Below are 26,163 nucleotides of genomic sequence, written 5' to 3' on the forward strand. Positions count from 1 at the left end.
TTGATGGTGTTCTTCAGCTCCAAAATTTCGCCCTTCACGTCCACCGTGATCTTCTTGGACAAGTCGCCGCTGGCCACGGCGGTCGTCACTTCGGCGATGTTACGGACCTGGCCGGTCAGATTACCGGCCATCAGGTTCACGTTGTCCGTGAGGTCCTTCCAGGTGCCGGCGACGCCTTCCACCTGCGCCTGGCCGCCGAGCTTGCCTTCCGAACCCACTTCACGGGCCACGCGGGTCACTTCCGATGCGAAGCTGTTCAGCTGGTCCACCATGGTGTTGATGGTGTTCTTCAGCTCCAGGATCTCGCCCTTCACCTCCACTGTGATCTTCTTGGAAAGGTCGCCGCTGGCCACCGCGGTCGTCACTTCGGCGATGTTACGCACCTGCGAGGTGAGGTTGGTCGCCATGGCGTTCACATTGTCGGTAAGGTCCTTCCAGGTGCCGGCGACGCCCTGCACCTTGGCCTGGCCGCCGAGCTTGCCTTCGGTACCTACCTCGCGGGCCACGCGGGTCACTTCCGATGCGAAGGAGGCGAGCTGCTCCACCATCGTGTTCACGACTTTACCGATGCGGAGGAATTCGCCGCGGAGCGGCCGCCCGTCGATCTCGACGGTCATGGATTGCGACAGGTCGCCCTTCGCCACCGCGCCGATGACGCGCGCCACTTCCGCGGTCGGCTGCACCATGTCCTCGATCAGTTCGTTGACCGACTGGATCGCGCTTTCCCAGTCACCGCGCGCACCCTTGATCTTGCCGCGCTGGTTGATCTTGCCTTCTTTGCCGACGACCTTGGAGAGGCGCTTCACCTCATTGGTCATGTCGTCGTTAAGGGTCACGATCTCGTTGAAAAGCGTCGCAATCTCCCCATCCATGCCGGGCTGATCTTCGGAGAGACGGACGGAGAAATCGCCGCGGCGGAAAGAACGGAGGGCATTCAGAAGCTGGCGGCGGTCAAAGCCCTCGACGCGCGTTTCGATGTTCAACTGGGAAACTCCTGGCATGCGCTCGCCCCCGAGACCCCCCCGAAAGCGCAGCGACACAATGGAACGAAAGAAGAGCAGAAACGTTCCGCGCGGCCCCAAAATTCCTTCCCTTGCAAGCACCCGCTCCGCCGATAGAAGGCGCCGCAGCAAACCGCTTGATAACGATCAACGGAAACGGGGGCAGCAGCGCACGGGAACATGCCGGACAGTCCTGAAACCATTGGCTTTATCCGGAACAGCTTCCGTTCGGTCTGGACGCTTGAGCTGCTGCTTCTGCTGCGCTCCGAGTCGCGTTCATGGAACTTTGTCGAACTGGTGGACCGCCTCCGCGCAAGCGAACTGGTGGTCAGGCAGGGCATAGCCTCGCTGATGGCTGGCGGACTTGTCCTGGCGGAGACTGAAGAGAGCGTCCGCTATGCGCCTGCCTCTCCCGATCTGGACCGCCTCGCTGACAAGGCGGCTGAGGCCTATGCGCGAAAACCGGACGCCATTCGCCGACTGATCGTGCTATCGTCGACGGACAAGCTGGCCGCATTCGCCGATGCGTTCCGGTTGAGGGGGGATAAAGAGTGACGGACGGCTTTCCGGCCCTTGTCTATCTGCTGTGCTTCGCCACCAGCGCGGCCTGCGCCTGGCTGTTGTGGCGAAGCTACGGGCGAACGGGCGCGCGGCTTCTCCTCTGGAGCGGGCTCTGCTTCATGCTGCTCGCGCTCAACAATTTGCTCGTGATCTTCGACCTGCTCCTGATCCGGGAAGTCAGCCTTCAGATCCCGCGCCTCGCGCTCTCCGTGGGCGCGGTGAGCGTGCTCCTGTTCGGCTTCATCTGGGACCTCGAGGAATGACCGACATGACCTGGTTCCACTTCCTCTCCGGCGCCGTGACTTTCGGCTTTGCCGTGGCGGGCCTCTTCTTCCTCCGCTTCTGGCGGCGGACTCACGACGAACTGTTCCTGATCTTCGCGATCGCCTTCTGGATGCTCGGCCTCTGCCAGGCGCTGCTGGCGCTGACGAACATCCCGCTCGAGGAACGGAGCTGGCTCTACCTCATCCGTCTCGCTGCATTCGTCCTGATCCTGATTGCCATCTGGCGGAAGAACCGGCACGCAAGCTCCTGAAGCGCCCGCTTCCCATGCTTATCAATATGATATAAGCACTGACCGAACCGGCTGATCACCGGGAAGAAGTGGGGACTTCGCACATGACCAGATGTTCGCGGCTGCTGCCGCTGTTGCTTGCGGGCCTTGCCGTGCCGGCGCACGCGCAGACCAGCAACGTCCAGACGCAGGCGGAAAGCCGTATCGTCGACCAGTTTTCGCTGACGGGGGGCAATAACCTCGCCTTCGGCGCGGTGCTTCCGCCGACTGCAGGCTCAAACACCGTCACCATCGACGCTTCCAGTGGCGGCCGTGCACTTGCAGGGGGCGGCAATGCACGCCTGATCGGCGGCGGTGCAAACCGCGCTACATATACGGTGGAAGGCGATGGCGGCCAGACCTTTGACATCGATGTCGATCCCACCGTCACCCTGACCCGCGCCAACGGCTCCGAGACGATCGAAGTAACGCTGACGCCTTCGGTACCCGGCGACACGCTCAGCGGCACAGCTGGGACGCCCGGCAGCGCGAACTTCGGCGTCGGCGGCAGTTTCCAGGTGACGGCAAGCACCGTGCCCGGCAGTTACAGCGGCACCTTCACGGTTACCGTCGACAACAATTAAGCGCTAGCGATCCTTCTTCCGCGACTTGTTCGCGTAGAGGAGGGCGGCGACGATCGCGGCGGAGCCGATCCCGACCGCCACGCCAGTCTTGAAATTAAGCTTCCGGGCCGGATCGACCGCCTTTGCGCTCGCCGCCGCCTGTTGTGGCGCGCCGCCTTCGACGGGTGCATCCTTGGGATATTCGGGTTCGCGTGCCATTCATGCGCTCCGCTGGACGTGAGATTTCGATCCGCTCATAATCGCATTCTTCGCGGATGCCAGTGCCGCGTGAGCTTGCGAGAGGAATATGGATTTCCTGCGCAATATGCAGCCCCGGGACTGGATGATTGCCGCCGCGGCCTTCATCCTCGGCGGCATCATCTTCTAGTCGTCCTTTTTCGCTTCTACGCTAGCGGGCGCCCGCTGCTGCCACGGCCAGCGGCCCTCTATCTCCACCTCAAGCGAGAAGCTGAGGAAGGTTCGGATCAGCACGATCCCGGCAAGGACGGCGAGGCTGTGCAGCGTCGGCTCTATCGCCACCGTGTTGATGATGTCGGCCGCCACCAGGAATTCGAGGCCGAGCAGGATCGAACGGCCGAGATCCGATCGGAACTCACAGATCGCCTCCTCCCGCGTCCGCTGCCTGACCTGCTTCAGGAAGGAGAAGAGGGCCACAGCCGCGCCGATGACAATGATCGCGATGCCGACCACCTCCACGCCGCGCGTGATCCAGTGGATGGCGCCCAGCAGCACCTGATCGGCCGCTTCCACTAGCTGCTCCTCTGCTCCCGGCGATAGGCGGCCCAGCGAAGGCTCATCCCGACGATGGACGCCGCGACGCCGGCAACCAGCACCCAACGCATCACCGGGTTAGTCGCCGTGCTCTCCCAGGCGACGGCGGCGAGAAGAAGAACGCTGATGATCGAGATCAGATAGCCGGTGCCTTTCAAGTCTTCCTCCTCCTTGATCTGTACGGGAGAGGAACGTTGCTGCGACGGAATGGATGCCACGCCCGCTAAGGCGCTGCAATCGCTGTAAAATATGGGTGCAACCTCCGGAAATCTCGGGCGTTTTTATCTCAAACGTAGTTTGCAGAGTTAGTACGATGACCAACACAATGCCGCGCCGCTACGTGATAGCGGCGCCTCCGAGCGAGCATGCCGGCATCGGCAATGCGCTCCGACAGGCGTTCACCATGCCGGAACGCGCGTCGACGAAGATGTTCGAAATGATGATCGAGAAGCTGAACAGGAAGGAAAAGTCCTAGGAGGTGCGCAGGACTATCTGCTGCGCGCCTCCTTTGTCTCCGCTTCAACGAAGGCCATTGCCTCCTCTGCCAGAGCATGCCATTTGCACGCCTGCTCTTCACGGAGCAGGACCCATTCTTTCATTATCCGGCCTCGTCCCATTTCGAGAGGCTCGCCTCGCCCGTCCATGATTAGCGATGCGACGCGGCCGCGCGGTAGCTTCAGCATAAGACGCCCGTTGTGAAGCGTCGCGAAAATCTTGCGGCCGATAGTGAGGCTGTTCCGGCCGAAGCCTTTCCCGTCCGAAATCTGCGCTGCGCTCGTGGCGAGCAACTCCGCGACAAGCTCCTGATATCGGGCTTGCGGGCCCCCTTCAGTGTTCATTGTCGCGGCAAGTGCTGTTGCCACGCCGGCAGGCGTTCGATCGCTTCGTGCCAGCGGATGAGATAGGGGTAGGCGCCGAGCGGAATGCCGGCGGGCCTCGCATAGACGAGATAGGATGCAACCGAAATGTCGGCGACGCTGATATCGTCGCCAAGCAGGTAGCGGCGCCCGGCGAGCCGACTATCCAGCACCGGGGCGAGCGTAGCCAGCTTCATCTCCGCATCTTCGAGGATGGACGTGTCCACATCCCCCATGTTGCGCATTTTCTTGAAGAGATTTTCAAAGATGAATTTCTGTAGTGTGGGGGTCCAATGGGCCAGATTCCAGGATTGCCAGCGCGCAATCTCCGCCCGTGATCGCTCGTCCCGCGGCAGGAGCGTACTCGCCTTGGCCGTTGCAGCCAGATATTGCTGAATCGCGCTTGCTTCCCATAAGACGAAATCCCGTCTTCCAGAACCGGTACGAGCCCGTTCGGGTTAAGCGCGCGAAAGGCGTCGGAATTTCCCTCGCCCTGAAACAGGTCGACCAGCTTGGGCTCGAGGGGCACGCCCAGCAGATCCGCCGTCACTAGGACCGCAATCGATGCTGGCGAGAATGGATGGTAGTGAAGCCGCATCATTTGCTGTCGTTTTTCAAGCGTTCGAACATGCCTGAGAGGCTGTTCAAGATATGAGTCCAGCCGGCTTCGTAATTGCCGAGCCGGTCATGCGGCAGCTTTTCATGCCGCAGCCATATTTCGGTACCGCCCTGCACCGCAACGAAGTCGAGGAGGAGGAACGCCTCGAAAGGCTCGCCTGCCTCCGCGCCTGCCACGGACCATGTCATCGCGAGACGAACGGGTGCATCGAACTCGACGTAGGTGCCGGAAATGGTTTGGATCGCGCCGTCGGGACGTTCCATAATTATACGATAGGCTCCGCCGACATGCGTCTCCATATCAACACTCGTCGTTCGCCACTCGCCGGGCCTCCACCACAAGATGAAATCCTGCGGATCCGTCCACGCGCGGAATACGCGGTGCAGCGGCGCCGGAAAAATGCGTCGCACCTCGACCTTGTCGATAATTTCACTAGCTCCTTTGATCATGCTCGATCAGCTTCTCCGTTTATGGTCAGATGAATGGCAAGAGCGTCTAAGCGCTCATTCCAGAAGCCTTGGTACGTTTCGATCCAGTTCGCCGCTTCCCTAAGCGGTGCCGGTTCACTTCTGCACCACACGGTTCGGCCCCTTTTCTCACGCGTAAGGAGGCCCGCTTCTTCGAGCACCCTCACATGCTTTATCACTCCGGCCAGGCTCATGCTTCTCGGGGGCTCGAGGCGGCTTAGCGGCAGCTCGCCAGTGCCGATCTGCGCGAGAAATGCGCGGCGGGTGTCGTCGGCAAGTGCTCCGAACAAAAGGTCGAGCGAGGTCATTCCCCCTTCTCCCAAAAACTAAACCAAATGGTCAACTATTTTTTTTTGCGCCTTGAGCGGCGGCAGTTTAATGAGGGCAAAGTGGGAGTTTACTTTGCCGAGGCGCCTGAAACCTTTGACGCGGCTGCAGGACAAGCAGCTCCGCGCGTCCAGTCCGCTCGACCATGCCGCGCTGTCAGCTTCGGCGGGGACCGGGAAGACGCACGTGCTTACCGCGCGGGTGCTGCGGCTACTGCTGTCCGGCGTCGATCCTGCCTCCATTCTCTGTCTTACCTTCACCAAGGCTGGTGCTGCCGAAATGGCGGACCGCATCCATGCCCGTTTGGCCTACTGGGTGCGCCTCAAGGATGCGGAGCTCGGCGCGGAGCTTGCAGCGCTTGGCGAAGATGTCGGGCCGGAGATGCGGGAGCGGGCGCGGACTTTGTTCGCCCGTGTGCTCGACGCCGCAGGTGGCGGCCTCCGCATCCAGACCATTCACGCTTTCGCCCAATCACTGCTCGGCAGTTTCCCGGCCGAAGCCGGGCTGGTGCCTGGCTTCCGCCCTTTGGAGGGGCGGGAGGAGCAGCTTCTCGCCCGGCAGGCGCTCGCCGATATGCTCGTCCGCGCAGAGCGGGAAGGGGACCTCGGTCTCGTCCGCGACATCCAGGCGCTGAGTCATAGATTAGGGGAGGGTGGCGCCGAAAGCTTCCTGATGTGCTGCGCCCGCGCGCCTGCCGCGATGGAAACGCTCGGCCCCCGCGAGGGCATAGAGGCTCGCCTCCGCCGCGCCTTTGACGTTCCGGCGGGCGATATAGAGGGGGCGATCGTTGCCGCCTGCGCGGACGACGTCTTCGACTTGGCAGGCCTTCGCCAGATCGCGGCGCTGAACCGGGGCTGGAGCGCCAAGGCGGGGCAGGAGCGCGCCGCCATATGCGAGCAATGGCTTGAAGCCACTCCGGCCGAGCGGGGCCGACTGATCGAACAACTCCACAATGTCTGGGCGAAGAAGGACGGCGAAATCCGCTCTTTCGGCCGCGGCCAGGCGCCGCCCGACGAAGCCTATATCGAACATGCCACCCGCGCCTTCGAATGCTGCGGGCGCATCCTCGCCATGCGGCGGCTGGCCAAGCTGATCGAATGCTTCGCCGCGGGCCTCCGCGCCGGCCAGGGCTTCGCGCTGGCTTATGCCGCCGCCAAGCGCGCCGCGGGCGTGGTCGATTTCGACGACCTCATCCGCTGGGCCGAGCAGCTCCTCCTCACCCCTGGAATGGGCGAATGGGTGCGCTACAAACTCGATCAGTCTACCGATCACATCCTCGTCGACGAGGCGCAGGACACGAACGAGCGGCAGTGGAATATCGTTCGGGCCATCGCGCTCGAATATTTCGCGGGCGATGGCGCGAGCCAGCGGCATCGCACCATCTTCACCGTCGGCGATTACAAGCAAGCAATCTTCGGCTTTCAGGGCACCGATCCGCAAAGCTTCGACATCGCCCGCGCCTGGTTTTCCCGCGAAGCGAACGCCATTGACCGCGATTTCCTCGATCTCTCGATGGACCGGAGCTTCCGCTCCTCGCCCGCGATCCTCCAAGTCGTGGACCGGCTGATCGCCGATCTTGGCCACGAGGCGCTGGGCCTGCCGCGCCGTCCGAATCCGCATGACAGCTTCCACGGCAGCCGTCCCGGCTCCGTCACGCTCTGGCAGCCTTATTCCGAGGAAACGGACATGGGCGAAGATGCGGGCGAGGAAGGCTGGGTCAGCGACACCGTCCGCCGCTATGCCGCCCGGCTGGCGCGGCAGATCCGCGAATGGCTGGACAATCCTTTTCATGTCGAGGGGAAGGGAAGGGCGCTCCAGCCCGAGGACATATTGATCCTCGTCCGCCGCCGGAGCCAGCTCGCCTCCCTCATCGTCGCCCGCCTTCACGCCGAAGGCGTCCCCGTGGCCGGCGTCGACCGCCTGCTTCTCTCCGCGCCGCTCGCGGTTCAGGACCTACTCGCCGCCGCCAAATTCGCGCTGCAGCCGCTGGACGATCTGAACCTCGCCGCCCTCTTGGTCTCGCCCTTGTTCGGCTGGAGCCAGGAAGACCTCTATTCCGTCGCCTTCCGTCGCAAGGGCGACCTATGGAGCGCCGTTCGCGACAGTGATGCGGACGAGGCGCGGGAGAAACTGCTCTCGATCCTCGCCATGGCGGACTACGCCACGCCGCACCAATTCTTCGAAACCATCCTTTCGGGCCCGATGGAAGGCCGCCGCCGCCTCCTGGAACGGCTCGGCGCGGAAGCCCGCGATCCGGTCGAGGAGCTGCTTGCAAGCGCGCTCGAATTCGACGCCACTACAGGACCATCTTTGCAACGCTTCCTCGACTGGTTCGCACGCGGCGATGTCGAAATCGTGCGCGATTCTCAAGCACCGCTCGATGCGGTCCGCGTGATGACCGTTCACGGCTCAAAAGGCCTGCAATCCCCGATAGTTATCCTCGCCGACGCCTGCGTCGATCCAAATCGCTCCCGCGGCACTTTCGCCAACATGCAATTGCCGGATGGCGGCCCCCAAATTCCCCTCTTCCGCCCCCGCAAGGACGAGTTGTTCGAGCCCCTGAAAAGCCAGATCGAGGCGCAGGACGCGCTCGACCGGCAGGAGCATTGGCGCCTCCTCTACGTCGCCCTCACCCGAGCCGAGGAGCGCCTCTATATCGGCGGCGCCCTCGGCTTCGCCGACAGCAAAGGTCCGCCGGAGGACAGCTGGTATGCGGCTGCCGAACACTCTTTCCTCGGTCTCGCCTGCGACTGGGAAGAAGACCCGATCTGGGGCCGCGCCCGCCGCTTCGGAGACCCGCCAAAAGCTGGCAAGGCATCCGCCAAAGCCGAGCCGCGCGTGACCCACCTCCCGGACTGGGTGCGCCGAGCCGCGCCCGTCGAAGCCCGCCCGCCGCGCCCCCTCGCGCCCTCGGCCATCGGCGAGGATGACGTGGCGGACCCGCCGCCCTCCGCCGCAGGCCGCGATGCGGCGCTCCGGGGCAAGCTCCTCCACCAATTGTTCGAACGGCTGCCCGCAGTTCCCGAAGCCGAACGCGCCGAACGCGCCGATCGCTGGCTTGAAAAATCGGCAGGGGTCGCCGACGCAGTCTTCCGCCGTGCGCTAGTCGAGGATGCCTGCCGCATCATCGCCCATCCCGATTATGCCGACCTCTTCAGCCCCCCCGCCCTCGCCGAAGCGCCCATTGCCGCTGTGGTGGGGGAGGGTGTGGTCGTCTCCGGCACGGTCGACCGGCTGCTCGTGGGTGAGGACCGCATCCTAGTCGCCGACTTCAAGACCGGCCGTAAGGCGCCGCAGACGGCAGCGGAGATCCCCGCCGCGCACCTCCGCCAGATGGCAGCTTATTCGGAAGCGCTGAAGGTCATCTTTCCGGGGCGCCATGTCGAGGCCGCGCTCCTCTACACCAGCACCCCAATCCTCCACCCGCTGCCGCCCGAGCTGCTCACCCCTTACGCCGTGACTGGTTGAGCAGCGCCCGCCTTCTTCCTACATCGGCTGCAAAGGAGATTCTCATGGCTACCAAGACCGTCACCGATGCAAGTTTCCAGTCCGACGTGATCGGCGCCTCCGGCCCCGTTCTCGTCGATTTCTGGGCGGAATGGTGCGGGCCCTGCCGCATGATCGCTCCCGCGCTCGAGGAGCTTTCCAACGAGCTTGGCGAGAAAGTCACGATCGCCAAGCTGAATATCGACGACAATCCTGACGCTCCCGCCAAGTACGGCGTGCGCGGTATTCCGACGATGATCCTGTTCAAGGACGGCCAACCGGCCGCAACCAAGGTCGGTGCAGCGCCGAAGAGCGCGCTACAGAGCTGGCTTGAGGGGCAGCTCTAAGCCGGCGGCTCCGTCCCGTCGAGGCCGCGGGTTTGCGGCCTGAAGCGGGCGTACCGCGGCAGATCGTCGGCCGTTTCGAACCAGCCGATCCTGCTCGAGTGGAAGATGTGAAATCCGGGCGCTGCAGCGTCCGGATCGTCCAAGGTCGCGACGCTGAAATCCACCGTTTCCGGCTGGTGATCGACCCGCATCAGGATAGGCGTTCCGCATTCGCCGCAGAAGAGGCGATGGGCGAAGCCCGATGACTTGAACCGCTTCACCTTCTCCTCGCCCTCCGTGAAGGCGAAGTCGTCCACCGGCACGCTGGCGAACACCATGGCCGGAGCGCCGGAATTTAGCTGGCAGGTGCGGCAATGGCACCAGCCCGCGTCATAAGGCGCGCTTCGAAGCTGGTACCGCACGGCGCCGCAGGCGCAGCCGCCTTCGATCATCTCGGACATAGAGCGCTGCCGCTATGCCTCTCAAAGGGCTCCGTCAATTGACTTGGCAGGGGGCGAACCTTACATCGCCCGCGACATTTCTGCCGGGGGGCGGCGGCTTCTCGCAGCCGTCTGATGAGCAGGCACGCATTTAACGACAGGAACGCCCATGTTTGGCGGTTTAGCCAAGTCCATTTTCGGTTCGTCCAACGACCGCTACGTCCGCTCCCTCCGCAAGATCGTCGACAGGATCAACGCGCACGAGCCGACCATTTCGGCCATGACGGACGAGGAGCTGCGGAACCAGACCGAGATCTTCCGCCGCCGCACCGCCGAGGGCGAGACCCTGGACGACATTCTTCCGGAAGCCTTCGCTACCGTTCGCGAAGCCGCAAAGCGCACGCTCGGCCAGCGCCATTACGATGTGCAGATGATCGGCGGCATGGCGCTTCATCGCGGCGAAATTGCCGAAATGCGCACCGGCGAGGGCAAGACGCTCGTCGCCACGCTTGCCTGCTATCTGAACGCCATCGAGGGCAAGGGCGTCCACGTCGTCACCGTGAACGACTATCTCGCCCGCCGCGACGCGGACTGGATGGGACAGGTTTACCGCTTCCTCGGCCTCACCGTCGGCGTGATCGTGCCTAACCTCACCGATCAGCAGCGCCGCCTGGCCTATGCTTCGGACATCACCTACGGCACGAACAACGAATTCGGCTTCGACTATCTGCGCGACAACATGAAGTACGACCGCGCATCGATGGTGCAGCGGCCCTTCAACTTCGCCATCGTCGACGAGGTGGACTCGATTCTGATCGACGAAGCGCGGACTCCGCTCATCATTTCGGGGCCCACCGACGACAAGTCGGAGCTGTACATGTCGGTAGACGCGATCGTGAAGCAGCTCCATCCCGACGATTATGAGGTGGACGAGAAGCAGAAGTCGGTCGTCCTCACCGAAGACGGCACCGAGAAGGTGGAGCGCATCCTCGAGGATGCGGGTCTCCTCACCGGCGCCAACCTCTACGATTTCGAGAATACGCAGGTCGTCCACCACCTGACCCAGGCGCTCCGCGCCAACATCATCTTCAAGCGCGATACCGACTATATCGTGAAGGAAGACAAGGTCATTATCATCGACGAGTTCACCGGGCGTATGATGGATGGCCGGCGCTGGTCGGACGGCCTTCACCAGGCGGTGGAGGCGAAGGAGGGTGTCACGATCGAGCCCGAGAACCAGACGCTCGCCTCGATCACCTTCCAGAATTACTTCCGCCTCTACCCTAAGCTTGGCGGCATGACCGGCACCGCGGCTACCGAGGCGCCGGAATTCTACGACATTTACAAGATGAACGTCGTCACCATCCCGACGAACTTGCCCGTCAGCCGGATCGACGAGGACGACGAGTTTTACAAGAATATCGGCGACAAGTTTGCGGCCATTACCAAGGCGGTGAAGGAAAAGCAGGAGATCGGGCAGCCGGTTCTGGTCGGCACCGTTTCCATCGAAAAGTCCGAGCTTCTGTCCGAATATTTCAACAAGGAAGGCGTGAAGCACGAGGTGCTGAACGCCCGCTACCACGAGCATGAAGCGCATATTGTGGCGCAGGCGGGCCGCTTGGGTGCCGTCACCATCGCCACCAACATGGCGGGCCGCGGCACCGACATTCAGCTCGGCGGCAATATCGAATTCCGCATCGAGGATGAGCTGAGCAACGTTCCGGAAGGTCCAGAGCGGGACGCCGCAATCGCCCGGATCAAGGCCGAAGTCGAGGAAGAGCGGGAGCGCGTGCGCCAGGCGGGCGGCCTCTTCGTGCTCGGCACAGAGAGGCACGAAAGCCGCCGCATCGACAACCAGCTTCGCGGCCGTTCAGGCCGTCAGGGCGATCCGGGCCTAAGCCGCTTCTATCTGTCGCTCGACGACGACCTTCTCCGCATCTTCGGCCCGCAGACCATGTTCGCGCGGCTGATGAACAAGAATCTGGAAGATGGCGAAGCGATCGTCAGCCCCTGGATATCCAAGGCGATCGAGACCGCGCAGAAGAAGGTCGAGGCGCGGAACTACGATATCCGCAAACAGGTCGTCGAATATGACGATGTCATGAACGACCAGCGCAAGGTCATTTACGAGCAGCGCGCCGACATAATGGACGCCGAGACGATCGGCGATGTCGTCGAAGACATGCGCGTCGAGACGGTGAACGGCATCGTCGGCGAAGCCTGTCCGCCAAACACCTATCCCGAGCAATGGGACATCCCGTTGCTGAAGGAACGGGTGTCGAAGGTATTCGGCCTCGAGCCGCCAATCGACGACTGGCTTCAGGAAGAGGCGGTCGATCCCGAAATGCTGGTCGAGCGCGTTCAGGCTGCGGCCGACGCGCAGATCGCCGAAAAGGCGGCTGAGGTGGAGCCCGATCAGTGGGTGCAGGTGGAAAAGAGCATCCTGCTCCAGTCACTGGACCATCACTGGAAGGAGCATCTCGCGATGCTCGACGCGCTCCGTGCCGTCGTCCACCTCCGCGCCTATGCGCAGAAGAAGCCGATCGACGAATACAAGCATGAGGCCTTCCAGATGTTCGAGCGCATGCTGGCCTCGATCCGGGAGGATGTGACGAGGACGCTCGCCTTCGCGCAGCTGACCTGGAACGAGCCGCAGATGCCGGAAATGCCGGATTTCATCACGCATCATATCGATCCGTTGACCGGCGACGACGACACCGCCGATGTGGACGCGGCGACCGGCGCCATCCTCTCTCGCCTGCCGCCGCTCCAGGCGCCGCAGCCGGAGCTTCCGGAGGATACGTTGGTGGTAGACGAGCCGATCAGCCGCAACGCCCCGTGCCCCTGCGGGTCGGGCCGCAAGTACAAGCACTGCCACGGCCTGCTTTAAGCGCGCCTGCATCGACCAAAGAAAAAGGCCGGCTCCAAGGAGCCGGCCCTTCCTCGTTCAAGTTCTGAACTTTACGCGAACTTGAAGCCTTCCTTGTGCATCATGGCGGTCAGCTTCTTGTTCTGATCGTCCGACATCTGCTCGCGCATCCGCGGGAAGATCTCGTTTTCCTCCATCTGCATGTGGCTTTCGATCATCGACCGGAAGTCGCGGACGCGCGCCAGCCATTCGGGGCTGTCGTTCGCCATATTCTCAAGCTCGTAGAGATAGGTCTTCACATAGCCGTGCTCGCCTTCCAGCGAGTCCGCATCATGCGCGAAATTGGCCTGGCGAAGCGCCGGATAGACGACATTCTCTTCCTCGAGCGCGTGTTTGGTCAGTGCATATTTGAGCTTCGCCAGCAGGGTCGAACGCATCGTCGTCTGGCTGTCGTCGGTTGCCTCGATCTTGTCGAAGATGGCGAGTGTCATCTTGTGCTCAGCCGCAAGCGCGTCCGCCCAGTCGCCGGCCGCGCCGCTCATGCCCTGCATCAGGAACTTGCGACCCATATTGGCGGCAAAGCCGAGCGCCGCGCCGGCCGCCGCAGCGCCGATCAGAATACCTGTATTGTTGTCGCCGAAGTTGAACGCGCTGCGCTCGCTGCTGCTGCGCGACTTGTTGCCGTTGTTGTCGCTCTTCGAACGACGATTATCCGTCTTGGTAGCCATCTGGACCTCCTTATTGCTTTGGAAGCAGCAACATCCGAGGCGACGGGTTTGTTCGAACCGTGCGGCAGGGCGTTCCCGGCCCGCGCCTGACAGCTTGCCTGCATCGTAACTTCGAGGTGCCGCACTCGTTCGGGGTGCAGGCGTCGGGGCGCTGAGGGACTTAAAGGAGCAACAGGCTCATGAAAGCGCTAGTTTGGCACGGCAAGCAGGATATCAGATGCGACAACGTTCCCGATCCTGAGATCGAGGATCAGAAGGACGCCATCATAAAGGTGACGAGCTGCGCGATTTGCGGCTCCGATCTCCACCTCTTCCACAACATGATCCCGGCCATGAAGCCGGGCGACGTCGTCGGCCACGAAATGATGGGCGAAGTGGTCGAGGTCGGCAGCGAGGTTTCGAAGCTGAAGAAAGGCGACCGGATCGTCGTCCCATTCACCATCAATTGCGACGAGTGCGACCAGTGCCGCCGCGGCAATTACTCCTTGTGCGAACGCTCCAACCGTAACGGCGAGCTTGCCGACAAGGTGTTCGGCCACCGCACCGCCGGCCTGTTCGGCTATACCCATCTCACCGGCGGGTATCAGGGCGGCCAAGCCGAATATCTTCGCGTTCCGTTTGCCGACGGCACCCACATTAAGGTTCCGGACGGTATTTCGGACGAACAGCTCCTGTTCCTGGGCGATATCTTCCCGACTGGATGGCAGGCGGCGGTGCAGTGCGACATCCAACGCACAGATACGGTGGCGATCTGGGGCGCGGGCCCGGTCGGTCAGATGGCGATCCGGAGTGCGATCATCCTGGGCGCAAAGCAGGTGGTCGCGATCGACCGGCTCGGCGACCGGCTCAGCATGGCCGCGGCTGCGGGCGCTGAGACGATCAACTTCGAGGATGAGAGCGTCATCGATCGCCTCAATGACCTGACGGGCGGGCGCGGCCCCGACAAATGCATCGATGCCGTCGGCATGGAGGCCCATGCGAGCTCCCACATGGATTCCATGATGGACCGCGTGAAACAGGCGACGATGATGGCCAATGACCGCGCCCACGTCCTTCGCGAGATGATCTACGTCTGCCGCGGCGGCGGCGTCCTGTCTATCCCGGGCGTCTATGCGGGATTGATGGACAAGGTCCCGTTCGGAATGGCGATGAACAAGGGCCTCACCTTCCGCATGGGACAGACCCACGTCCGCCGCTGGACCGACGATCTCACCCGCCGGATCGAGGAGGGACAGATCGATCCTTCCTTCGTCATCACACACACCGCCACCCTTGAGGAAGGGCCTGGAATGTACCGGGTGTTCGAGCAGAAGCAGGACAGCTGCATCAAGGTCATTCTGAAACCCTGAGGAGACAAGAATCATGGAAAATGCATCGACACTGGCAACACGCCGGCCTGACAGAAGCTTCACCTTCAGCGACCGGATGGCCCGTAACCTGGGCTGGTTCAGCATCGGCCTCGGCCTTGTCGAGCTAGTCGCCCCCGGCCGGATGGCGAGGGCACTCGGACTCGAAGGGCGCGAGAACTTGCTGCGCAGCTATGGGGCTCGAGAGATCACAAGCGGCATATGGGCGCTTTCAGATACGCCTGCGCCTGCTATCTGGAGCCGCGTGGCCGGCGACATGCTCGATCTCGGCACTCTGGTCGTGGGCAGGAAAGACGCCAACGAGGAGCAGCGGCGCAACGCGACCATCGCCATCGCCGCTGTCGCAGGGATCGCTCTGGTGGACCTGCTCACAGCCTCCAGCCTCACCAAGGAGCAAAGCCAGAACCGCGGCGAGACCCGCGATTATAGCGATCGGTCAGGCTTCCCGAGCGGTGTTGCCCAGGCGCGTGGAGCGGCGGAGGATTTCGAGCCTCCGGCGGACATGCGCGTCGCTCCCGAACGTTATGAGGCCGCGGCGCTCGAGCTCGCCTGAAGCCTTGCCTCTAGAAACAAAAAAAGCCCCGGCAAAACCGGGGCTTTTTTGTACCTGGTGGCTCCGGCGGTAGGATTCGAACCTACGACCAACGGATTAACAGTCCGCTGCGCTACCGCTGCGCCACGCCGGAATACCAGGCCGCCATCTGGCGAGGCCGGGCCTATAGCAGCCTTTTTTTCGGCACCGCAAGCCACTTGGAGCCTTATCAGACGGCGAATTGCTCCATCGTGATCCGCTCGTCCAGCGCATGCTCCGGATCGAAGAGGAGGGTGAGGGCCTTCGACCGATCGACCCGCACGTCCACGCGCGCGACATCGCGCACTTCGAGTTGGTCCGCGGTAGCGGAGACAGGACGCTTTTCAGGGTCAAGTACCCTCAGGCTCACCTTCAGTTCGTCCGGGATCAGCGCGCCGCGCCAGCGCCGCGGCCGGAAGGGGCTGATCGGCGTCAGCGCCATTAAGTTGGCGCCCAGCGGCAGGATCGGACCCTGCGCGGAAAGATTGTAGGCGGTCGAGCCTGCCGGCGTCGCCACGAGTACGCCGTCACAGACCAGCTCGGGAAGCACCACGCGGCCGTTCATCGACACCTCAATCCAGGCGGTCTGGCGCGTCTCGCGGAGAAGCGACACTTCATTGATCGCGGCATCGCAGATCGTGTCGCCGCGCACCGTCACCGCCTCCATCGCAAGCGGCACGACGGAAACCGCCTTCGCCTTCGCCAGCCGCTCGCCAAGCTGCTGAATACGCCACTCGTTCATCAGGAAGCCGACTGTGCCGCGATTCATGCCGAACACCGGCTTGATCCCGACACCATCGAGCATGGTATGGAGGGTCTGGAGGAGAAAGCCGTCCCCGCCCAGCGCCACCACGACCTCCGCCTCCTCCAGAGGCACGAAATCGTAACGCTTGCGCAGCATCTTTTCGGCTGCCTGGGCCGCCTCGGTGGGCGAAGCGACGAGGGCCATCGCCTTTTCCGCGCTTTCGGTCATCGGTAGCCTTGCTACGGCCATCCTCGCAGCGCGGCAAGGCGGGAGGCAAAAGCCGTTGGCGTGCGCGACGCGACAGGTTAGGGCGGAAAGGGCGCTAAAAAGGGGATGAGAGTGGCGGAAGCGGCAAAACCTCAATCTTCCTTTGCTGCCGGCCTTAGGAAGGCGCTTGCCGCCGACGAAATCGAAATACTGTTCCAGCCGCAGGTGGAGATCGCCTCCGGCCGTATCGTGGGCGCGGAAGCCCTCGCGCGCTGGCAGCAGCCCGATCTCGGCGAGCTCGGTGCCGAGACCCTATTCGGCCTCGCCTCCCGCGCCGCAATGCTGCGGGACCTTTCCGAGCATGTGCAGGAGCGCGCGCTCTGTATCGCCGCCGGCTGGCCCTCGGCGCTCGACCTGCGCCTTTCCGTCAACATCACGGCCGCGGACGCAGTCCGGCCCGATTTCGCCTCATCGCTCTTTGTGATCCTTCAGGAATGCGGCTTCGAGCGCTCGCGGCTTACGATCGAGATAACGGAGACGGAGCTGATCGAGAATTTGGATGCGGCCGCGGAGATGCTTGCGCATCTGAGGGACAGCGGCATTCGGGTTGCGCTCGACGATTTCGGCACCGGCTATTCGAGCCTCCTCTACCTCAAGGCGCTGCCGCTCGATGCGATCAAAATCGACAAGAGGCTGATGGAGGATATTGCTGGTTCCGACCGGGATCGCGTCGTCGTCGCCGGCACGATCGATATGGCGCGAAAATTGGGGCTTGAGGTGATCGCGGAGGGGGTCGAAACGCAGGAGCAGCTCCGCCTGCTTAGGGAGGAAGGCTGCGACCTTTATCAGGGCTTCCTTTGCTCGCCGCCGGTCGACAGCGCGACTTTGACGGAACTCGTCAGCCGATAATCTTTGCGAGGCCCCGCGACAGCTGAAGCGCGCCGTTGATGCGACTCTGAGCATCGGACCAGCTCCGCGCGATAACAAGCTTGGAGTCCGGCCGCAGTTTCGCGGTGCCTTTGAGACGCTGCACATAGGCGACCAAGCCCTCGAGGTCAGGGAAGCTGTCATTGTGGAAGTGGACGAGCGCGCCTTTTGGACCGACGTCCAGCTTCACCACGCGCGCCTTGCGGCAGTTGAGCTTGATCTCGATGACCTTGAGGAGATTGTCGGTGGCTTCCGGCAATTTGCCGAACCGGTCGATCAGCTCGGCCGCAAAGGACTCGATCTCCTGCGGACTTTCCAGCTCATTGAGGCGCCGATAGAGGCTCATGCGAAGGTCCAGATCTGGCACATAATCCTCAGGAATGAGGATCGGCGCATCGACGGTTATCTGCGGTGAGAATTCGTCGCGCGCGGCCGACAGATCGCCGCCCGCCTTCGCGACCAAGATCGCGTCTTCCAGCATCGACTGGTAGAGTTCGAACCCGACCTCCTTGATATGGCCTGACTGCTCGTCGCCGAGGAGGTTCCCGGCGCCGCGAATGTCGAGGTCGTGCGTCGCAAGCTGGAAGCCCGCGCCGAGGCTTTCGAGGTTGGCAAGCACCTGCAGGCGCTTGTCCGCGCCCTCCGTCACCACCCGGTCAGCGGGGGTCGTGAAATAGGCGTAAGCACGGGTTTTGGCACGGCCCACGCGGCCCCTGAGCTGATAGAGCTGTGCAAGGCCGAAGCGGTCGGCGCGGTGAATGATGAGCGTGTTCGCGCTCGGAATGTCGAGGCCGCTCTCAACGATCGTTGTGGACAGGAGCACGTCATATTTGCGGTCGTAGAAGGCGGACATCCGCTCCTCGACCTCGGTCGGCGACATCTGTCCGTGCGCGACGACGTAGGAGACTTCCGGCACCTCGTTCCTGAGGAAATCCTCGATGTCCGGCAGGTCGGCAATGCGCGGCGCCACGAAATAGCTTTGCCCGCCGCGATAATGTTCGCGCAGCAGCGCCTCGCGAAGCACGACCGGGTCCCACGGCATAACGTAGGTTCGGACGGCAAGCCGGTCGACCGGCGGCGTCTGGATGACGCTGAGTTCGCGGAGGCCCGACATCGCCATCTGCAGCGTGCGGGGGATCGGCGTGGCGGTCAGCGTCAACACATGGACGTCCGCCCGCATCTGCTTCAGCCGCTCCTTGTGGGTGACGCCGAAACGCTGCTCCTCGTCGACGATGACCAGGCCCAATTTCTTGAACTCGACATTCTTAGACAGAATAGCGTGCGTGCCGATGACGACATCGATCTTGCCTGCCTTGATGCCTTCCTTCGTCGCCTTGGCTTCCGCGGCTGGAACGAGGCGGGAGAGGCGGCCGATCTGGATCGGAAAGCTCTGAAAACGCTCGCAGAAATTGTTGTAATGCTGGCGGGCGAGGAGGGTGGTCGGACAGACGAGCGCCACCTGCATGCCGGCCATCGCTGCGACGAAGGCGGCCCGAAGCGCCACCTCGGTCTTGCCGAAGCCGACGTCGCCGCAGATGAGCCGGTCCATCGGCCGCCCTGCGCCAAGGTCGTCGATAACGTCGCCGATGGCGCGATCCTGGTCCTCCGTTTCCTCATAAGGGAAGCGGTCGACGAAGGCCGCATAGCCCGTGTCGGGCTGCGCGACCTCGCCCTGCCGCAAGGCGCGTTCGGCAGCCGTCTTGATGAGTTCGCCGGCAATCTCGCGGATCCGCTCCTTCATCTTCGCCTTGCGCCGCTGCCAAGCCTCGCCGCCGAGCTTGTCCAGCGTCACGCCGTCGCTTTCGCTGCCGTAGCGTGACAGAACGTCAATATTCTCGACCGGCACGTAGAGCTTGTCGCCGCCCGCATATTCGAGCGCCACGCAATCATGCGGGCTCGACTGGACGGGGATTTGGGTCAGCCCATCATACCGGCCGATGCCATGATCGGCGTGAACGACGAGATCGCCCGGCGAGAGCGTCGCAAGCTCGTTGAGGAAGGCGTCCTGGCTCTTCTTGCGTTTTCGCCGGCGGACCAGCCGGTCGCCGAGCATGTCCTGCTCGGTGAGGAGCGCGATCTCTTCCGACGTAAAGCCATGGTCCAGCTGGATGACGGCGAGCGCTACCTGATTCTTGCCCGCGGCGCCCAGCGCTTCCTGCCAGCTGTCCGCTTCCGCCACCTTGGTGAGGCCATGGTCGGAAAGGAGGCCTTTCAGCCGCTCCCGCGCACCGGCCGAATAGCTGGCGAGCACCACCTTCTTCTTGTCCTTACGGAGCTTGCCGATGTGATCGACCACCGCCTCATAGACATTGGCGTTCTGCGCCCGCTCCGGCGCGAAATCGCGGGCACCGTCCACTTCGAAGTCGATGACGGTGGCGCTTTCCGGCTCATGGTAAGGCGTCGTTAAGTGAAGCGGCCGCTCCTTGATGAGCGCGTCCCATTCGTCGCGGGTCAGATAGAGGGTGTCCGGCTCCAGCGGCCGATAGCTGCCGGGGTCGGACGACTGCGCGCGCTTCCTATTGTCGTAATAATCCGTGATCGCCTCAAAGCGCGCATTGACCGCGCCCGCATCGCCCGCGTCGCGAACGACGATGTCGTCGTCCGACAGATGGTCGAAGAGGGTGACCAGCCGTTCCTCGAACAGCGGCAGCCAATGGTCGATGCCGGCAAGCCGCCGCCCATCCGACACCGCCTGATAGATGGGGTCGCCGGTGGCCGTGGCGCCGAACTTCTCCCGATAGCCTGAGCGGAAGCGTTTGATGCTCTCCTCGTCCAGCAGGGTCTCGGAGGCGGGGAGGAGAGTAATGCCCTCGACCTTGCCTGTGGTCCGCTGGCTCCCCGGATCGAAGCGGCGGACGCTCTCAATCTCGTCGCCGAAGAAGTCGAGCCGCAGCGCTTCCTCCTCGCCCGATGGGAAGAGATCGACGAGGCCACCGCGGACCGCATATTCGCCCGGGTCGTGCACCGTGTCCGTCCGAACATATCCGTTCGCCTGCAGGAGCGCCGTCAGCCCGTCGAGGTCGATCCGCTCGCCGGGCGCAAGCCGCGCCACCAATTGCCGGATGCGGAACGGCGTCAAAACCCGCTGCGTCGCCGCATTGACCGTAGTGACGAGAAGCTGCGGCCCTTTTCGCTTTTGCTGAAGCGCATGAAGCGTCGCCAGCCGTTCGGATGAGGAGCGGAGCGAAGGGGAGCTGCGGTCGTAGGGGAGGCAGTCCCAAGCCGGGAAGCTCAGGGTCTCCAGCTCAGGCGCGAAATAATGGGCTGCATCGACGATATGCCGCATTGCCGCTTCGTCCGGAGCGATGAACACCGCACGGCCCTTCGCCGCCCGTGCGAGGTCGGCCGCCAGCCACGGGATGAAGCCCTGCGGCGCGCCGGCCAGCGTCGTCGGCGTTGTCGCCGACAAGATTCTAGGAAGATCGGTCACTTATTCGGGATGCTTGATATAGTTTAGGGCCTGGAGTTCGCGCATCATGGAGCCACGGTAGCGTTCGGGCGGGCCGGCGGTTCCTATCGCCCAGGCCATGATGTCGACATCCTGTTCCTGAAGCAGCTCTTCGAACCACAACATCTGGTCGTCGTCCCAGCTTTCCCCATGCCGGTCGAAATAGCCGCCGATCAGGAGGTCGGCTTCCTTCGTGCCCCTATGCCATGCACGGAAGCGAAGGCGTTTCAGACGATCCGCGCGGTCCATATTGCTCCCATGCCGGATTGGCCGGAACGCGTTTCGAACGCTCCGGCTGAAAAGGGTGAGGCGCGCATGTAGGAAATTATCTGGGCGAGTTGAAGCGCGAAGGCGGCTTGCCGTTGCCAGGGACATGCTCTTACGCGAAAAGCGGGCATGGATAAGAATTGGGGCAAGATCGCTGCGGGCGCGGCCATCCTCCTAATCGGAGCGGCTGCGCTTTATTTCGGCGTGGGCGGCTCCATTAGTTCGGGCGCGCCGGAAGCAACCGTGAACGCCTCCGCGGAAATGGAGTTGAACGCGATGTACGACCAGCTTCGCGCTCAAGCGGAGGCCGAAGCCAATGCTTTGGCCGATCTTCGCAACGAGGAAGCTGCGCTCGCTGAGAATGTGCCGGCGGACATCGAGAACAGCGCCTTCGACAATTCGGCTCTCCCCATCGAAGATCTCAATATCGTAGAGGACGAGCCGGCGGCCGATCCGCCGCCTAGGGAAGTGCCGAAGACCAGCAACGTCCTTTCCCGCGGCGTTTATACACGCGGGGCGAAGGCTGAGGCCGCGCCGTCGCAGCCGCCTTCGGACTGAGACCTGTGCGTCCAGACATCCTCAACCCGCTGTTCGCCGAAGTGGAGGTGCTGAAGGGCATCGGACCGGGGCTGGCCAAGCCGTTGAAACGCCTCCGCCTGGATCGGGTCGTCGATATCCTCTTCCATCTGCCGGTGAGCTGGATCGAGCGGAAGCGGGTGGAACTCTTGGACGAGGCCGATGTGGGCCGTATCATCTCGGTCGTGCTCACGCCGGTGGACTACCGGCAAAGCGGGGGGAGGGGGCCGTTTCGCGTCCACGCGGCGGACAAGGGCGGCAATTGTGTGACGCTCACTTACTTCAACAATCCTGGCTGGGCGAAGAAGCAGCTCCCGTTGGACGAGCCGAAGCTCGTGTCCGGCAGGCTCGACCGCTACGGGCAGGAGCTTCAGATCGTCCATCCGGACTTCGTGCTTCCGATCGCTGAAGCCGCTTCGCTGCCGGTGCTGGAGCCTGTCTATGCCCTCTCGGAAGGTCTCACCAACAATCGGATGCGGGAGCTTGCCGGCCAAGCGCTAGCGCGGGTGCCGGAACTTGCGGAATGGATCGAGTTGAGCGTCCTTTCCCGCCAAGGCTGGCAGCCGTGGAGCGCATCGCTCCACAAGGCGCACCGCGATCCGCAGGCGGACGGGGCGCGGGAGCGGCTCGCTTATGACGAGGTGTTCGCTAACCAGCTTGCCCTGATGCTCGTCCGCGCTTCCTCGCGCCGCAGAAAAGGCGTGCCACTGAAGGGAGACGGGCGGCTCAGGGATGCGCTGAAGCTGCCCTATGCGCCGACCGGTGCACAGGCGCACGCCATCGCGGAAATCGAGGGCGACATGCAGCAGGAGGTGCCGATGCTCCGCCTGCTGCAGGGCGATGTCGGCTCCGGCAAGACCCTGGTCGCGCTGAAGGCGCTGCTGATCGCGGTCGAGGCCGGTGCGCAGGGGGCGATGCTTGCCCCGACCGAGATCCTCGCCCGCCAGCATTTCGACACGCTGACGCGGCAGCTTGCCGGGCTGCCGATCAACGTCGCCATCCTCACCGGCCGCGAGAAGGGAAGGGCGCGGGAGTCGACGCTGATGGGCCTCGCCGACGGCTCCATAGACATTCTCGTTGGCACCCACGCCATCTTTCAGGAGGCGGTAGCCTATAAGCGGCTCGGCCTCGCGGTGGTGGACGAACAGCATCGCTTCGGCGTCGCTCAGCGCATGATGCTCGCCGCGAAGGCCGAGCGCCCGCCACACCTCCTCGTCATGACGGCAACGCCGATCCCGCGCACGCTGACGCTCGCCCAATATGGCGAGATGGACGTGAGCCGCCTCGACGAGATGCCGCCCGGCCGCCAGCCGATCGAGACGCGGGTCCTCTCCTGCGACAGACTTGAGGAGGTGGCGGACGCGCTCGGGCGCCATATCGAACGGGGCGGGCAGGCTTATTGGGTCTGCCCCTTGGTCGAGGAGAGCGAAGCCTCCGATCAAGCGGCCGCCGAGGAACGTGCGCGGACGCTGCAGCAGCGTTTCGGCGGCAAGGTGGGGCTCATCCACGGCCGCATGAAGGGGCCCGAGAAGGATGCCGTCATGGACGCCTTCTCTCGCGGCGAAATCGCGGTGCTCGTCGCCACGACCGTCATCGAAGTTGGCGTGGACGTGCCGAACGCCACCCTGATGATCATCGAAGGCGCCGACCGCTTCGGCCTTGCCCAGCTTCATCAGCTGCGCGGCAGGGTAGGGCGCGGCGATCAGCACAGCGTCTGCCTGCTTCTGCGGGGGAACACTTTGTCCGAAACCGCCCGCGCTCGGCTTGCTCTGATGCGGGAGACGAATGACGGCTTCCGCATCGCCGAGGAGGATCTACGCCTTCGTGGCGGCGGCGAGATCCTCGGCACCAAACAATCCGGGGAAGCGCAGTTCCGCCTCGCCAGTCCCGAACAGATCGGCGAACTCATCCAGATCGCTACCGACGATGCGCGCCTCCTCGTCGACCGGGACGGAGGACTCACTGGCCCGCGTGGCCAGGCTGCGCGCACCTTGCTCTATCTCATGGAGCGGGATGCGGCGGTCGGTCTCCTTCGCTCCGGCTAGGCAAATGCTTCAATTCACGCGGAAATCGGCTAAAGAGCGACTCGTCTGTAGGAGGCATGACGTGTTCCGCCGTTTCTCTGTTGCGTTCAGTTTCATCCTGTTCTTCATCGCCGGGCCGCTTCAGGCGGCGGTCACGCTCACCTTCTATTCGAAGGAGCTCGGCGCGACTTTCCCGCATGCCTTCATCGCCCTCGACGGCACCACTGGGCCGGACAATGCACTGGTCAAGGCCACATACGGCTTCACCGCCAAGCGGATCAGCCCCGCCATCCTGATGGGCGATGTCGAGGGGATCCTGGAGCCGGTTACCGAAAGCTACCGGAAGGCGAGCGACGCGCATTTCTCCATCGAGCTGACGGACGCGCAATATGCCGCCGTTCTCGCCACGGTCGAGAAGTGGAAGAACATGCCCGGCAAGTCCTACAGCCTCAATAAGCGCAACTGCGTCTTCTTCGTGGGGGACGTTGCTCGCGCGGTGGGCCTCACCGTCGTCGAAGATCCGAAGCTGATGAAGAAGCCGCGTTCCTTCACGCAGAGCATCATGAAGCTTAATCCGCAGCTTTCCGCGCCCGTCCAACAGGCCGCGGCAGCAGCCACGGACTAGGCGGCCGTCAGCAGTCCGTGCTTCTTCTTGCCGGCGGAAATCCGGACGCCGTTCGCAACCTTGATCGTCACGTCCTCGCCGGTCTTTTCGCCATCGACGCGTGCGCCGCCGCCGGCGATCAGCCGCCGCGCCTCGCCTTTCGATGCGACAAGGCCCAAGCCGACGAGCGCATCCACGAGGCTGATCTCGCCGAGCACCGGCAGGGTCGGTAGCGCTTCCCCGGCGGCGCCCTCCTCGAACGTCTTGCGCGCCGTCTCGGCGGCTTCGGCGGCGGCCTCAGGGCCGTGGGCCATCGTTGTTGCCTCGTCAGCGAGGATCTTCTTCGCCTCATTGATCTCGCTTCCCTGAAGCGCCTCCAGCCGCGCGATCTCGTCCAGCGGCAGGTCAGTGAAGAGGCGCAGGAACTTGCCGACATCGGCATCCTGCGTGTTCCGCCAGAACTGCCAATAATCGTAGGGGCTGAGCTGATCCGCGTTCAGCCAGACCGCGCCCTTTTCCGTCTTCCCCATCTTGCCGCCGTCCGCGGTGGTGATGAGGGGCGTCGTGACGCCGTAAACCTGCGTTCCATCGACGCGCCGGCAAAGCTCGATGCCGTTGACGATGTTGCCCCATTGGTCCGAGCCGCCGAGCTGCAGGCGGCACTCCGCACGTCGCGCCAGTTCAAGGAAATCATAGCCCTGCAGGATCATGTAGTTGAATTCGAGGAAAGAGAGCGACTGCTCCCGATCCATTCGGAGCTTCACGCTGTCGAAGCTGAGCATCCGATTGACGGAGAAATGCTGGCCGATCTCGCGCAAGAACGGGATATATTCAAGCTTGTCGAGCCAGTCAGCATTGTCGACCATCACGGCGTCGGTGCGGCCGTCGCCGAAGGTCAGGAACCGGTCGAACACGCGCTTGATAGAGGCGATGTTCGCATTGATCGTCTCAGCATCGATCAGTTTCCGCGCCTCGTCTTTGAAGCTTGGATCGCCGATCTTCGATGTGCCGCCGCCCATGAGCACGATCGGCTTGTGCCCCGCCTGCTGGAGCCGCCGGAGCATCATGATCTGAACCAGGCTTCCGACGTGAAGCGAGGGCGCCGTCGCGTCGAAGCCGATATAGCCGGGCACGACCTCCTTCGTCGCAAGCGCGTCTAACCCCTCCGCATCGGTAAGCTGGTGGATGTACCCGCGGCTGTCGAGAAGGCGTAGAAGGTCAGATTTGTATTCGCTCATCGCGCGGCGGCTTAGCACAAAAACGGATGGCGTCGGCAAGCGAGTTCGGGCAGTTCCAAGGCGATGCTGCGCCAGCCCCTGATCCCGCACCCGGATGCGCCGCATCCCGATATTGGACTGACGGCTGAGATTGCCCGCACCGGACCACGCGCTCTTCGGGTGCAGTTTCAGGTCACCGGCGCGGTCCAGCAGATCGAATATCCGCAGCCTGCCAAGCAGGAGCGGATGGACGAACTGTGGCGGCATACCTGCTTCGAGCTGTTCCTCGCATTCGGCGAGAGCGATTATCGCGAGTTCAACTTCTCGCCTTCGAAGCAGTGGGCGGCTTATGCCTTCAGCGGCTACCGAAGCGGCATGGCACGGCTCGATATTCCGGAGCCGCGTATTGAGCTCAGCCGCGACCTTCGGCCGGAAGGGCTGGCCGCATGGGTGACGCTTGATCCGGCGGTGCCAACGGACGTTCCGTGGCACATCGGCCTTTCGGCGGTAATCGAGGATCGCCGCGGCCGCACCTCCTATTGGGCGCTGGCGCACCCGCCGGGCAAACCCGATTTCCATCATCGCGATTGCTTTACGCTCGAACTCGCGGCAGCAGGCTAA

The 26,163-nt window shown here is 63.3% G+C and carries 29 protein-coding genes and 1 tRNA gene; 15 read left to right on the top strand and 15 right to left on the bottom strand.

Annotation, left to right across the window (positions count from 1 at the left end; translation table 11 throughout):
- A partial coding sequence (locus tag VGD10_RS00460; RefSeq protein WP_331038820.1) for a HAMP domain-containing protein occupies positions 1–983 on the bottom strand: 983 nt, incomplete at its 3' end.
- Positions 984–1,181: 198 nt separating this feature from the next.
- Between VGD10_RS00460 and VGD10_RS00465 the strand changes: the two genes are divergently transcribed.
- From VGD10_RS00465 to VGD10_RS00480, 4 genes are all read left to right on the top strand, one after another.
- Positions 1,182–1,556, top strand: a complete 375-nt coding sequence (locus VGD10_RS00465) for a hypothetical protein (RefSeq protein WP_331038821.1) — start codon at positions 1,182–1,184, stop codon at positions 1,554–1,556.
- Complete coding sequence (locus VGD10_RS00470; protein WP_331038822.1) at positions 1,553–1,825, top strand: DUF5985 family protein; 273 nt, start codon at positions 1,553–1,555, stop codon at positions 1,823–1,825. Before VGD10_RS00465 ends, VGD10_RS00470 begins: the two co-directional genes overlap by 4 nt.
- Positions 1,822–2,097, top strand: coding sequence for a DUF5985 family protein (locus tag VGD10_RS00475; protein ID WP_331038823.1), 276 nt, complete (start codon positions 1,822–1,824; stop codon positions 2,095–2,097). The genes VGD10_RS00470 and VGD10_RS00475 overlap by 4 nt, the downstream gene beginning before the upstream one ends.
- Before the next feature lie 83 nt (positions 2,098–2,180).
- Positions 2,181–2,699 (top strand): DUF4402 domain-containing protein, encoded by a 519-nt coding sequence (locus VGD10_RS00480; protein WP_331038824.1) that lies wholly within the window; start codon positions 2,181–2,183, stop codon positions 2,697–2,699.
- A 3-nt stretch (positions 2,700–2,702) separates the two neighbouring features.
- Here VGD10_RS00480 and VGD10_RS00485 read toward each other — a convergent pair whose 3' ends face one another.
- The 3 genes from VGD10_RS00485 to VGD10_RS00495 form a co-directional block, all read right to left on the bottom strand.
- Complete coding sequence (locus VGD10_RS00485; protein WP_331038825.1) at positions 2,703–2,897, bottom strand: hypothetical protein; 195 nt, start codon at positions 2,895–2,897, stop codon at positions 2,703–2,705.
- 165 nt (positions 2,898–3,062) lie between these two features.
- Complete coding sequence (locus VGD10_RS00490) at positions 3,063–3,449, bottom strand: DUF1622 domain-containing protein (protein WP_331038826.1); 387 nt, start codon at positions 3,447–3,449, stop codon at positions 3,063–3,065.
- The gene (locus VGD10_RS00495) at positions 3,449–3,628 is read right to left on the bottom strand and encodes a hypothetical protein (protein WP_331038827.1); all 180 of its coding nucleotides are present in this window, start codon (positions 3,626–3,628) and stop codon (positions 3,449–3,451) included. Before VGD10_RS00495 ends, VGD10_RS00490 begins: the two co-directional genes overlap by 1 nt.
- A 155-nt stretch (positions 3,629–3,783) precedes the next feature.
- Here VGD10_RS00495 and VGD10_RS00500 point away from each other — a divergent pair, with 155 nt between their 5' ends.
- Positions 3,784–3,945 carry a hypothetical protein gene (locus tag VGD10_RS00500; RefSeq protein ID WP_331038828.1) on the top strand — a complete coding sequence of 54 codons (162 nt, stop codon included), beginning with the start codon at positions 3,784–3,786 and terminating at the stop codon, positions 3,943–3,945.
- 360 nt (positions 3,946–4,305) lie between these two features.
- On the opposite strand, the gene VGD10_RS00505 is transcribed toward VGD10_RS00500, so the two are convergent.
- The 4 genes from VGD10_RS00505 to VGD10_RS00515 are packed head-to-tail and all read right to left on the bottom strand — an operon-like array spanning position 4,306 to position 5,721.
- On the bottom strand, positions 4,306–4,554 hold the full coding sequence (locus tag VGD10_RS00505; RefSeq protein WP_331038829.1) for a glutathione S-transferase family protein: 249 nt from the start codon (positions 4,552–4,554) through the stop codon (positions 4,306–4,308).
- Positions 4,521–4,928 (bottom strand): glutathione S-transferase family protein, encoded by a 408-nt coding sequence (locus tag VGD10_RS13330; protein WP_414639484.1) that lies wholly within the window; start codon positions 4,926–4,928, stop codon positions 4,521–4,523. Before VGD10_RS13330 ends, VGD10_RS00505 begins: the two co-directional genes overlap by 34 nt.
- Positions 4,925–5,395 carry an SRPBCC domain-containing protein gene (locus tag VGD10_RS00510; RefSeq protein WP_331038830.1) on the bottom strand — a complete coding sequence of 157 codons (471 nt, stop codon included), beginning with the start codon at positions 5,393–5,395 and terminating at the stop codon, positions 4,925–4,927. Before VGD10_RS00510 ends, VGD10_RS13330 begins: the two co-directional genes overlap by 4 nt.
- On the bottom strand, positions 5,392–5,721 hold the full coding sequence (locus VGD10_RS00515) for a metalloregulator ArsR/SmtB family transcription factor (protein ID WP_331038831.1): 330 nt from the start codon (positions 5,719–5,721) through the stop codon (positions 5,392–5,394). Before VGD10_RS00515 ends, VGD10_RS00510 begins: the two co-directional genes overlap by 4 nt.
- A gap of 70 nt (positions 5,722–5,791) precedes the next feature.
- Here VGD10_RS00515 and addA point away from each other — a divergent pair, with 70 nt between their 5' ends.
- The gene (addA, locus tag VGD10_RS00520; protein ID WP_414639485.1) at positions 5,792–9,208 is read left to right on the top strand and encodes a double-strand break repair helicase AddA; all 3,417 of its coding nucleotides are present in this window, start codon (positions 5,792–5,794) and stop codon (positions 9,206–9,208) included.
- 44 nt (positions 9,209–9,252) lie between these two features.
- A complete protein-coding gene (trxA, locus tag VGD10_RS00525) occupies positions 9,253–9,573 on the top strand; it encodes a thioredoxin (protein ID WP_331038833.1) in 321 nt (106 codons plus the stop codon).
- Here trxA and VGD10_RS00530 read toward each other — a convergent pair.
- Entirely contained in the window at positions 9,570–10,013 is a 444-nt protein-coding gene (locus VGD10_RS00530; protein ID WP_331038834.1) for a GFA family protein, read from the bottom strand. The genes trxA and VGD10_RS00530 overlap by 4 nt on opposite strands.
- Before the next feature lie 148 nt (positions 10,014–10,161).
- On the opposite strand from VGD10_RS00530, the gene secA reads away from it, so the two are divergent.
- Entirely contained in the window at positions 10,162–12,882 is a 2,721-nt protein-coding gene (secA, locus tag VGD10_RS00535) for a preprotein translocase subunit SecA (protein ID WP_331038835.1), read from the top strand.
- Between the two features lie 71 nt (positions 12,883–12,953).
- Here the strand turns inward: secA and VGD10_RS00540 are convergent, their stop codons facing one another.
- Positions 12,954–13,589: a hemerythrin domain-containing protein gene (locus VGD10_RS00540; RefSeq protein ID WP_331038836.1), complete on the bottom strand. Its 636-nt coding sequence runs from the start codon at positions 13,587–13,589 to the stop codon at positions 12,954–12,956.
- A gap of 179 nt (positions 13,590–13,768) precedes the next feature.
- Here VGD10_RS00540 and VGD10_RS00545 point away from each other — a divergent pair, with 179 nt between their 5' ends.
- Positions 13,769–14,938 (top strand): zinc-dependent alcohol dehydrogenase, encoded by a 1,170-nt coding sequence (locus VGD10_RS00545; RefSeq protein WP_331038837.1) that lies wholly within the window; start codon positions 13,769–13,771, stop codon positions 14,936–14,938.
- 13 nt (positions 14,939–14,951) lie between these two features.
- The gene (locus VGD10_RS00550; RefSeq protein WP_331038838.1) at positions 14,952–15,509 is read left to right on the top strand and encodes a hypothetical protein; all 558 of its coding nucleotides are present in this window, start codon (positions 14,952–14,954) and stop codon (positions 15,507–15,509) included.
- 58 nt (positions 15,510–15,567) lie between these two features.
- Here the strand turns inward: VGD10_RS00550 and VGD10_RS00555 are convergent.
- Both VGD10_RS00555 and VGD10_RS00560 read right to left on the bottom strand, forming a co-directional pair.
- A tRNA-Asn gene (locus tag VGD10_RS00555) sits at positions 15,568–15,642 on the bottom strand.
- A gap of 75 nt (positions 15,643–15,717) precedes the next feature.
- The gene (locus VGD10_RS00560; RefSeq protein ID WP_331038839.1) at positions 15,718–16,521 is read right to left on the bottom strand and encodes an NAD kinase; all 804 of its coding nucleotides are present in this window, start codon (positions 16,519–16,521) and stop codon (positions 15,718–15,720) included.
- Between the two features lie 90 nt (positions 16,522–16,611).
- Here VGD10_RS00560 and VGD10_RS00565 point away from each other — a divergent pair, with 90 nt between their 5' ends.
- Entirely contained in the window at positions 16,612–17,388 is a 777-nt protein-coding gene (locus VGD10_RS00565) for an EAL domain-containing protein (protein ID WP_331038840.1), read from the top strand.
- Here the strand turns inward: VGD10_RS00565 and mfd are convergent.
- Positions 17,378–20,836: a transcription-repair coupling factor gene (gene mfd / locus VGD10_RS00570; protein WP_331038841.1), complete on the bottom strand. Its 3,459-nt coding sequence runs from the start codon at positions 20,834–20,836 to the stop codon at positions 17,378–17,380. The two genes, VGD10_RS00565 and mfd, sit on opposite strands and share 11 nt — an antisense overlap.
- Positions 20,837–21,103: a succinate dehydrogenase assembly factor 2 gene (locus VGD10_RS00575; protein WP_331038842.1), complete on the bottom strand. Its 267-nt coding sequence runs from the start codon at positions 21,101–21,103 to the stop codon at positions 20,837–20,839.
- A gap of 147 nt (positions 21,104–21,250) precedes the next feature.
- Between VGD10_RS00575 and VGD10_RS00580 the strand changes: the two genes are divergently transcribed.
- The 3 genes from VGD10_RS00580 (at position 21,251) to VGD10_RS00590 (ending at position 24,346) form a co-directional block, all read left to right on the top strand.
- Entirely contained in the window at positions 21,251–21,679 is a 429-nt protein-coding gene (locus tag VGD10_RS00580) for a hypothetical protein (RefSeq protein ID WP_331038843.1), read from the top strand.
- A gap of 5 nt (positions 21,680–21,684) precedes the next feature.
- On the top strand, positions 21,685–23,742 hold the full coding sequence (recG, locus tag VGD10_RS00585) for an ATP-dependent DNA helicase RecG (protein ID WP_331038844.1): 2,058 nt from the start codon (positions 21,685–21,687) through the stop codon (positions 23,740–23,742).
- Between the two features lie 61 nt (positions 23,743–23,803).
- On the top strand, positions 23,804–24,346 hold the full coding sequence (locus tag VGD10_RS00590) for a hypothetical protein (RefSeq protein ID WP_331038845.1): 543 nt from the start codon (positions 23,804–23,806) through the stop codon (positions 24,344–24,346).
- Here the strand turns inward: VGD10_RS00590 and tyrS are convergent.
- Entirely contained in the window at positions 24,343–25,563 is a 1,221-nt protein-coding gene (tyrS, locus tag VGD10_RS00595) for a tyrosine--tRNA ligase (protein WP_331038846.1), read from the bottom strand. The genes VGD10_RS00590 and tyrS overlap by 4 nt on opposite strands.
- 63 nt (positions 25,564–25,626) lie before the next feature.
- Here tyrS and VGD10_RS00600 point away from each other — a divergent pair, with 63 nt between their 5' ends.
- Positions 25,627–26,163 carry a DOMON-like domain-containing protein gene (locus tag VGD10_RS00600; RefSeq protein ID WP_331038847.1) on the top strand — a complete coding sequence of 179 codons (537 nt, stop codon included), beginning with the start codon at positions 25,627–25,629 and terminating at the stop codon, positions 26,161–26,163.

Origin of the sequence: Allosphingosinicella sp., from assembly GCF_036402135.1 — a bacterium.
In the GTDB taxonomy this organism is placed as follows: Bacteria; Pseudomonadota; Alphaproteobacteria; order Sphingomonadales; family Sphingomonadaceae; genus Allosphingosinicella.

Bases quoted from the DNA above. Each gene is read 5' to 3' on its own strand.
- VGD10_RS00600 (WP_331038847.1), top strand. From the start codon at position 25,627: ATGCTGCGCCAGCCCCTGATCCCGCACCCGGATGCGCCGCATCCCGAT.
- VGD10_RS00515 (WP_331038831.1), bottom strand. From the start codon at position 5,721: ATGACCTCGCTCGACCTTTTGTTCGGAGCACTTGCCGACGACACCCGC.
- VGD10_RS00485 (WP_331038825.1), bottom strand. From the start codon at position 2,897: ATGGCACGCGAACCCGAATATCCCAAGGATGCACCCGTCGAAGGCGGC.
- addA (WP_414639485.1), top strand. From the start codon at position 5,792: ATGAGGGCAAAGTGGGAGTTTACTTTGCCGAGGCGCCTGAAACCTTTG.
- VGD10_RS00500 (WP_331038828.1), top strand. From the start codon at position 3,784: ATGACCAACACAATGCCGCGCCGCTACGTGATAGCGGCGCCTCCGAGC.
- VGD10_RS00560 (WP_331038839.1), bottom strand. From the start codon at position 16,521: ATGGCCGTAGCAAGGCTACCGATGACCGAAAGCGCGGAAAAGGCGATG.
- secA (WP_331038835.1), top strand. From the start codon at position 10,162: ATGTTTGGCGGTTTAGCCAAGTCCATTTTCGGTTCGTCCAACGACCGC.
- VGD10_RS00540 (WP_331038836.1), bottom strand. From the start codon at position 13,589: ATGGCTACCAAGACGGATAATCGTCGTTCGAAGAGCGACAACAACGGC.
- tyrS (WP_331038846.1), bottom strand. From the start codon at position 25,563: ATGAGCGAATACAAATCTGACCTTCTACGCCTTCTCGACAGCCGCGGG.
- VGD10_RS00575 (WP_331038842.1), bottom strand. From the start codon at position 21,103: ATGGACCGCGCGGATCGTCTGAAACGCCTTCGCTTCCGTGCATGGCAT.
- VGD10_RS00480 (WP_331038824.1), top strand. From the start codon at position 2,181: ATGACCAGATGTTCGCGGCTGCTGCCGCTGTTGCTTGCGGGCCTTGCC.
- VGD10_RS00475 (WP_331038823.1), top strand. From the start codon at position 1,822: ATGACCGACATGACCTGGTTCCACTTCCTCTCCGGCGCCGTGACTTTC.
- VGD10_RS00530 (WP_331038834.1), bottom strand. From the start codon at position 10,013: ATGTCCGAGATGATCGAAGGCGGCTGCGCCTGCGGCGCCGTGCGGTAC.
- VGD10_RS00580 (WP_331038843.1), top strand. From the start codon at position 21,251: ATGGATAAGAATTGGGGCAAGATCGCTGCGGGCGCGGCCATCCTCCTA.
- VGD10_RS00465 (WP_331038821.1), top strand. From the start codon at position 1,182: ATGCCGGACAGTCCTGAAACCATTGGCTTTATCCGGAACAGCTTCCGT.
- VGD10_RS00550 (WP_331038838.1), top strand. From the start codon at position 14,952: ATGGAAAATGCATCGACACTGGCAACACGCCGGCCTGACAGAAGCTTC.
- trxA (WP_331038833.1), top strand. From the start codon at position 9,253: ATGGCTACCAAGACCGTCACCGATGCAAGTTTCCAGTCCGACGTGATC.
- VGD10_RS13330 (WP_414639484.1), bottom strand. From the start codon at position 4,928: ATGATGCGGCTTCACTACCATCCATTCTCGCCAGCATCGATTGCGGTC.
- VGD10_RS00510 (WP_331038830.1), bottom strand. From the start codon at position 5,395: ATGATCAAAGGAGCTAGTGAAATTATCGACAAGGTCGAGGTGCGACGC.
- VGD10_RS00545 (WP_331038837.1), top strand. From the start codon at position 13,769: ATGAAAGCGCTAGTTTGGCACGGCAAGCAGGATATCAGATGCGACAAC.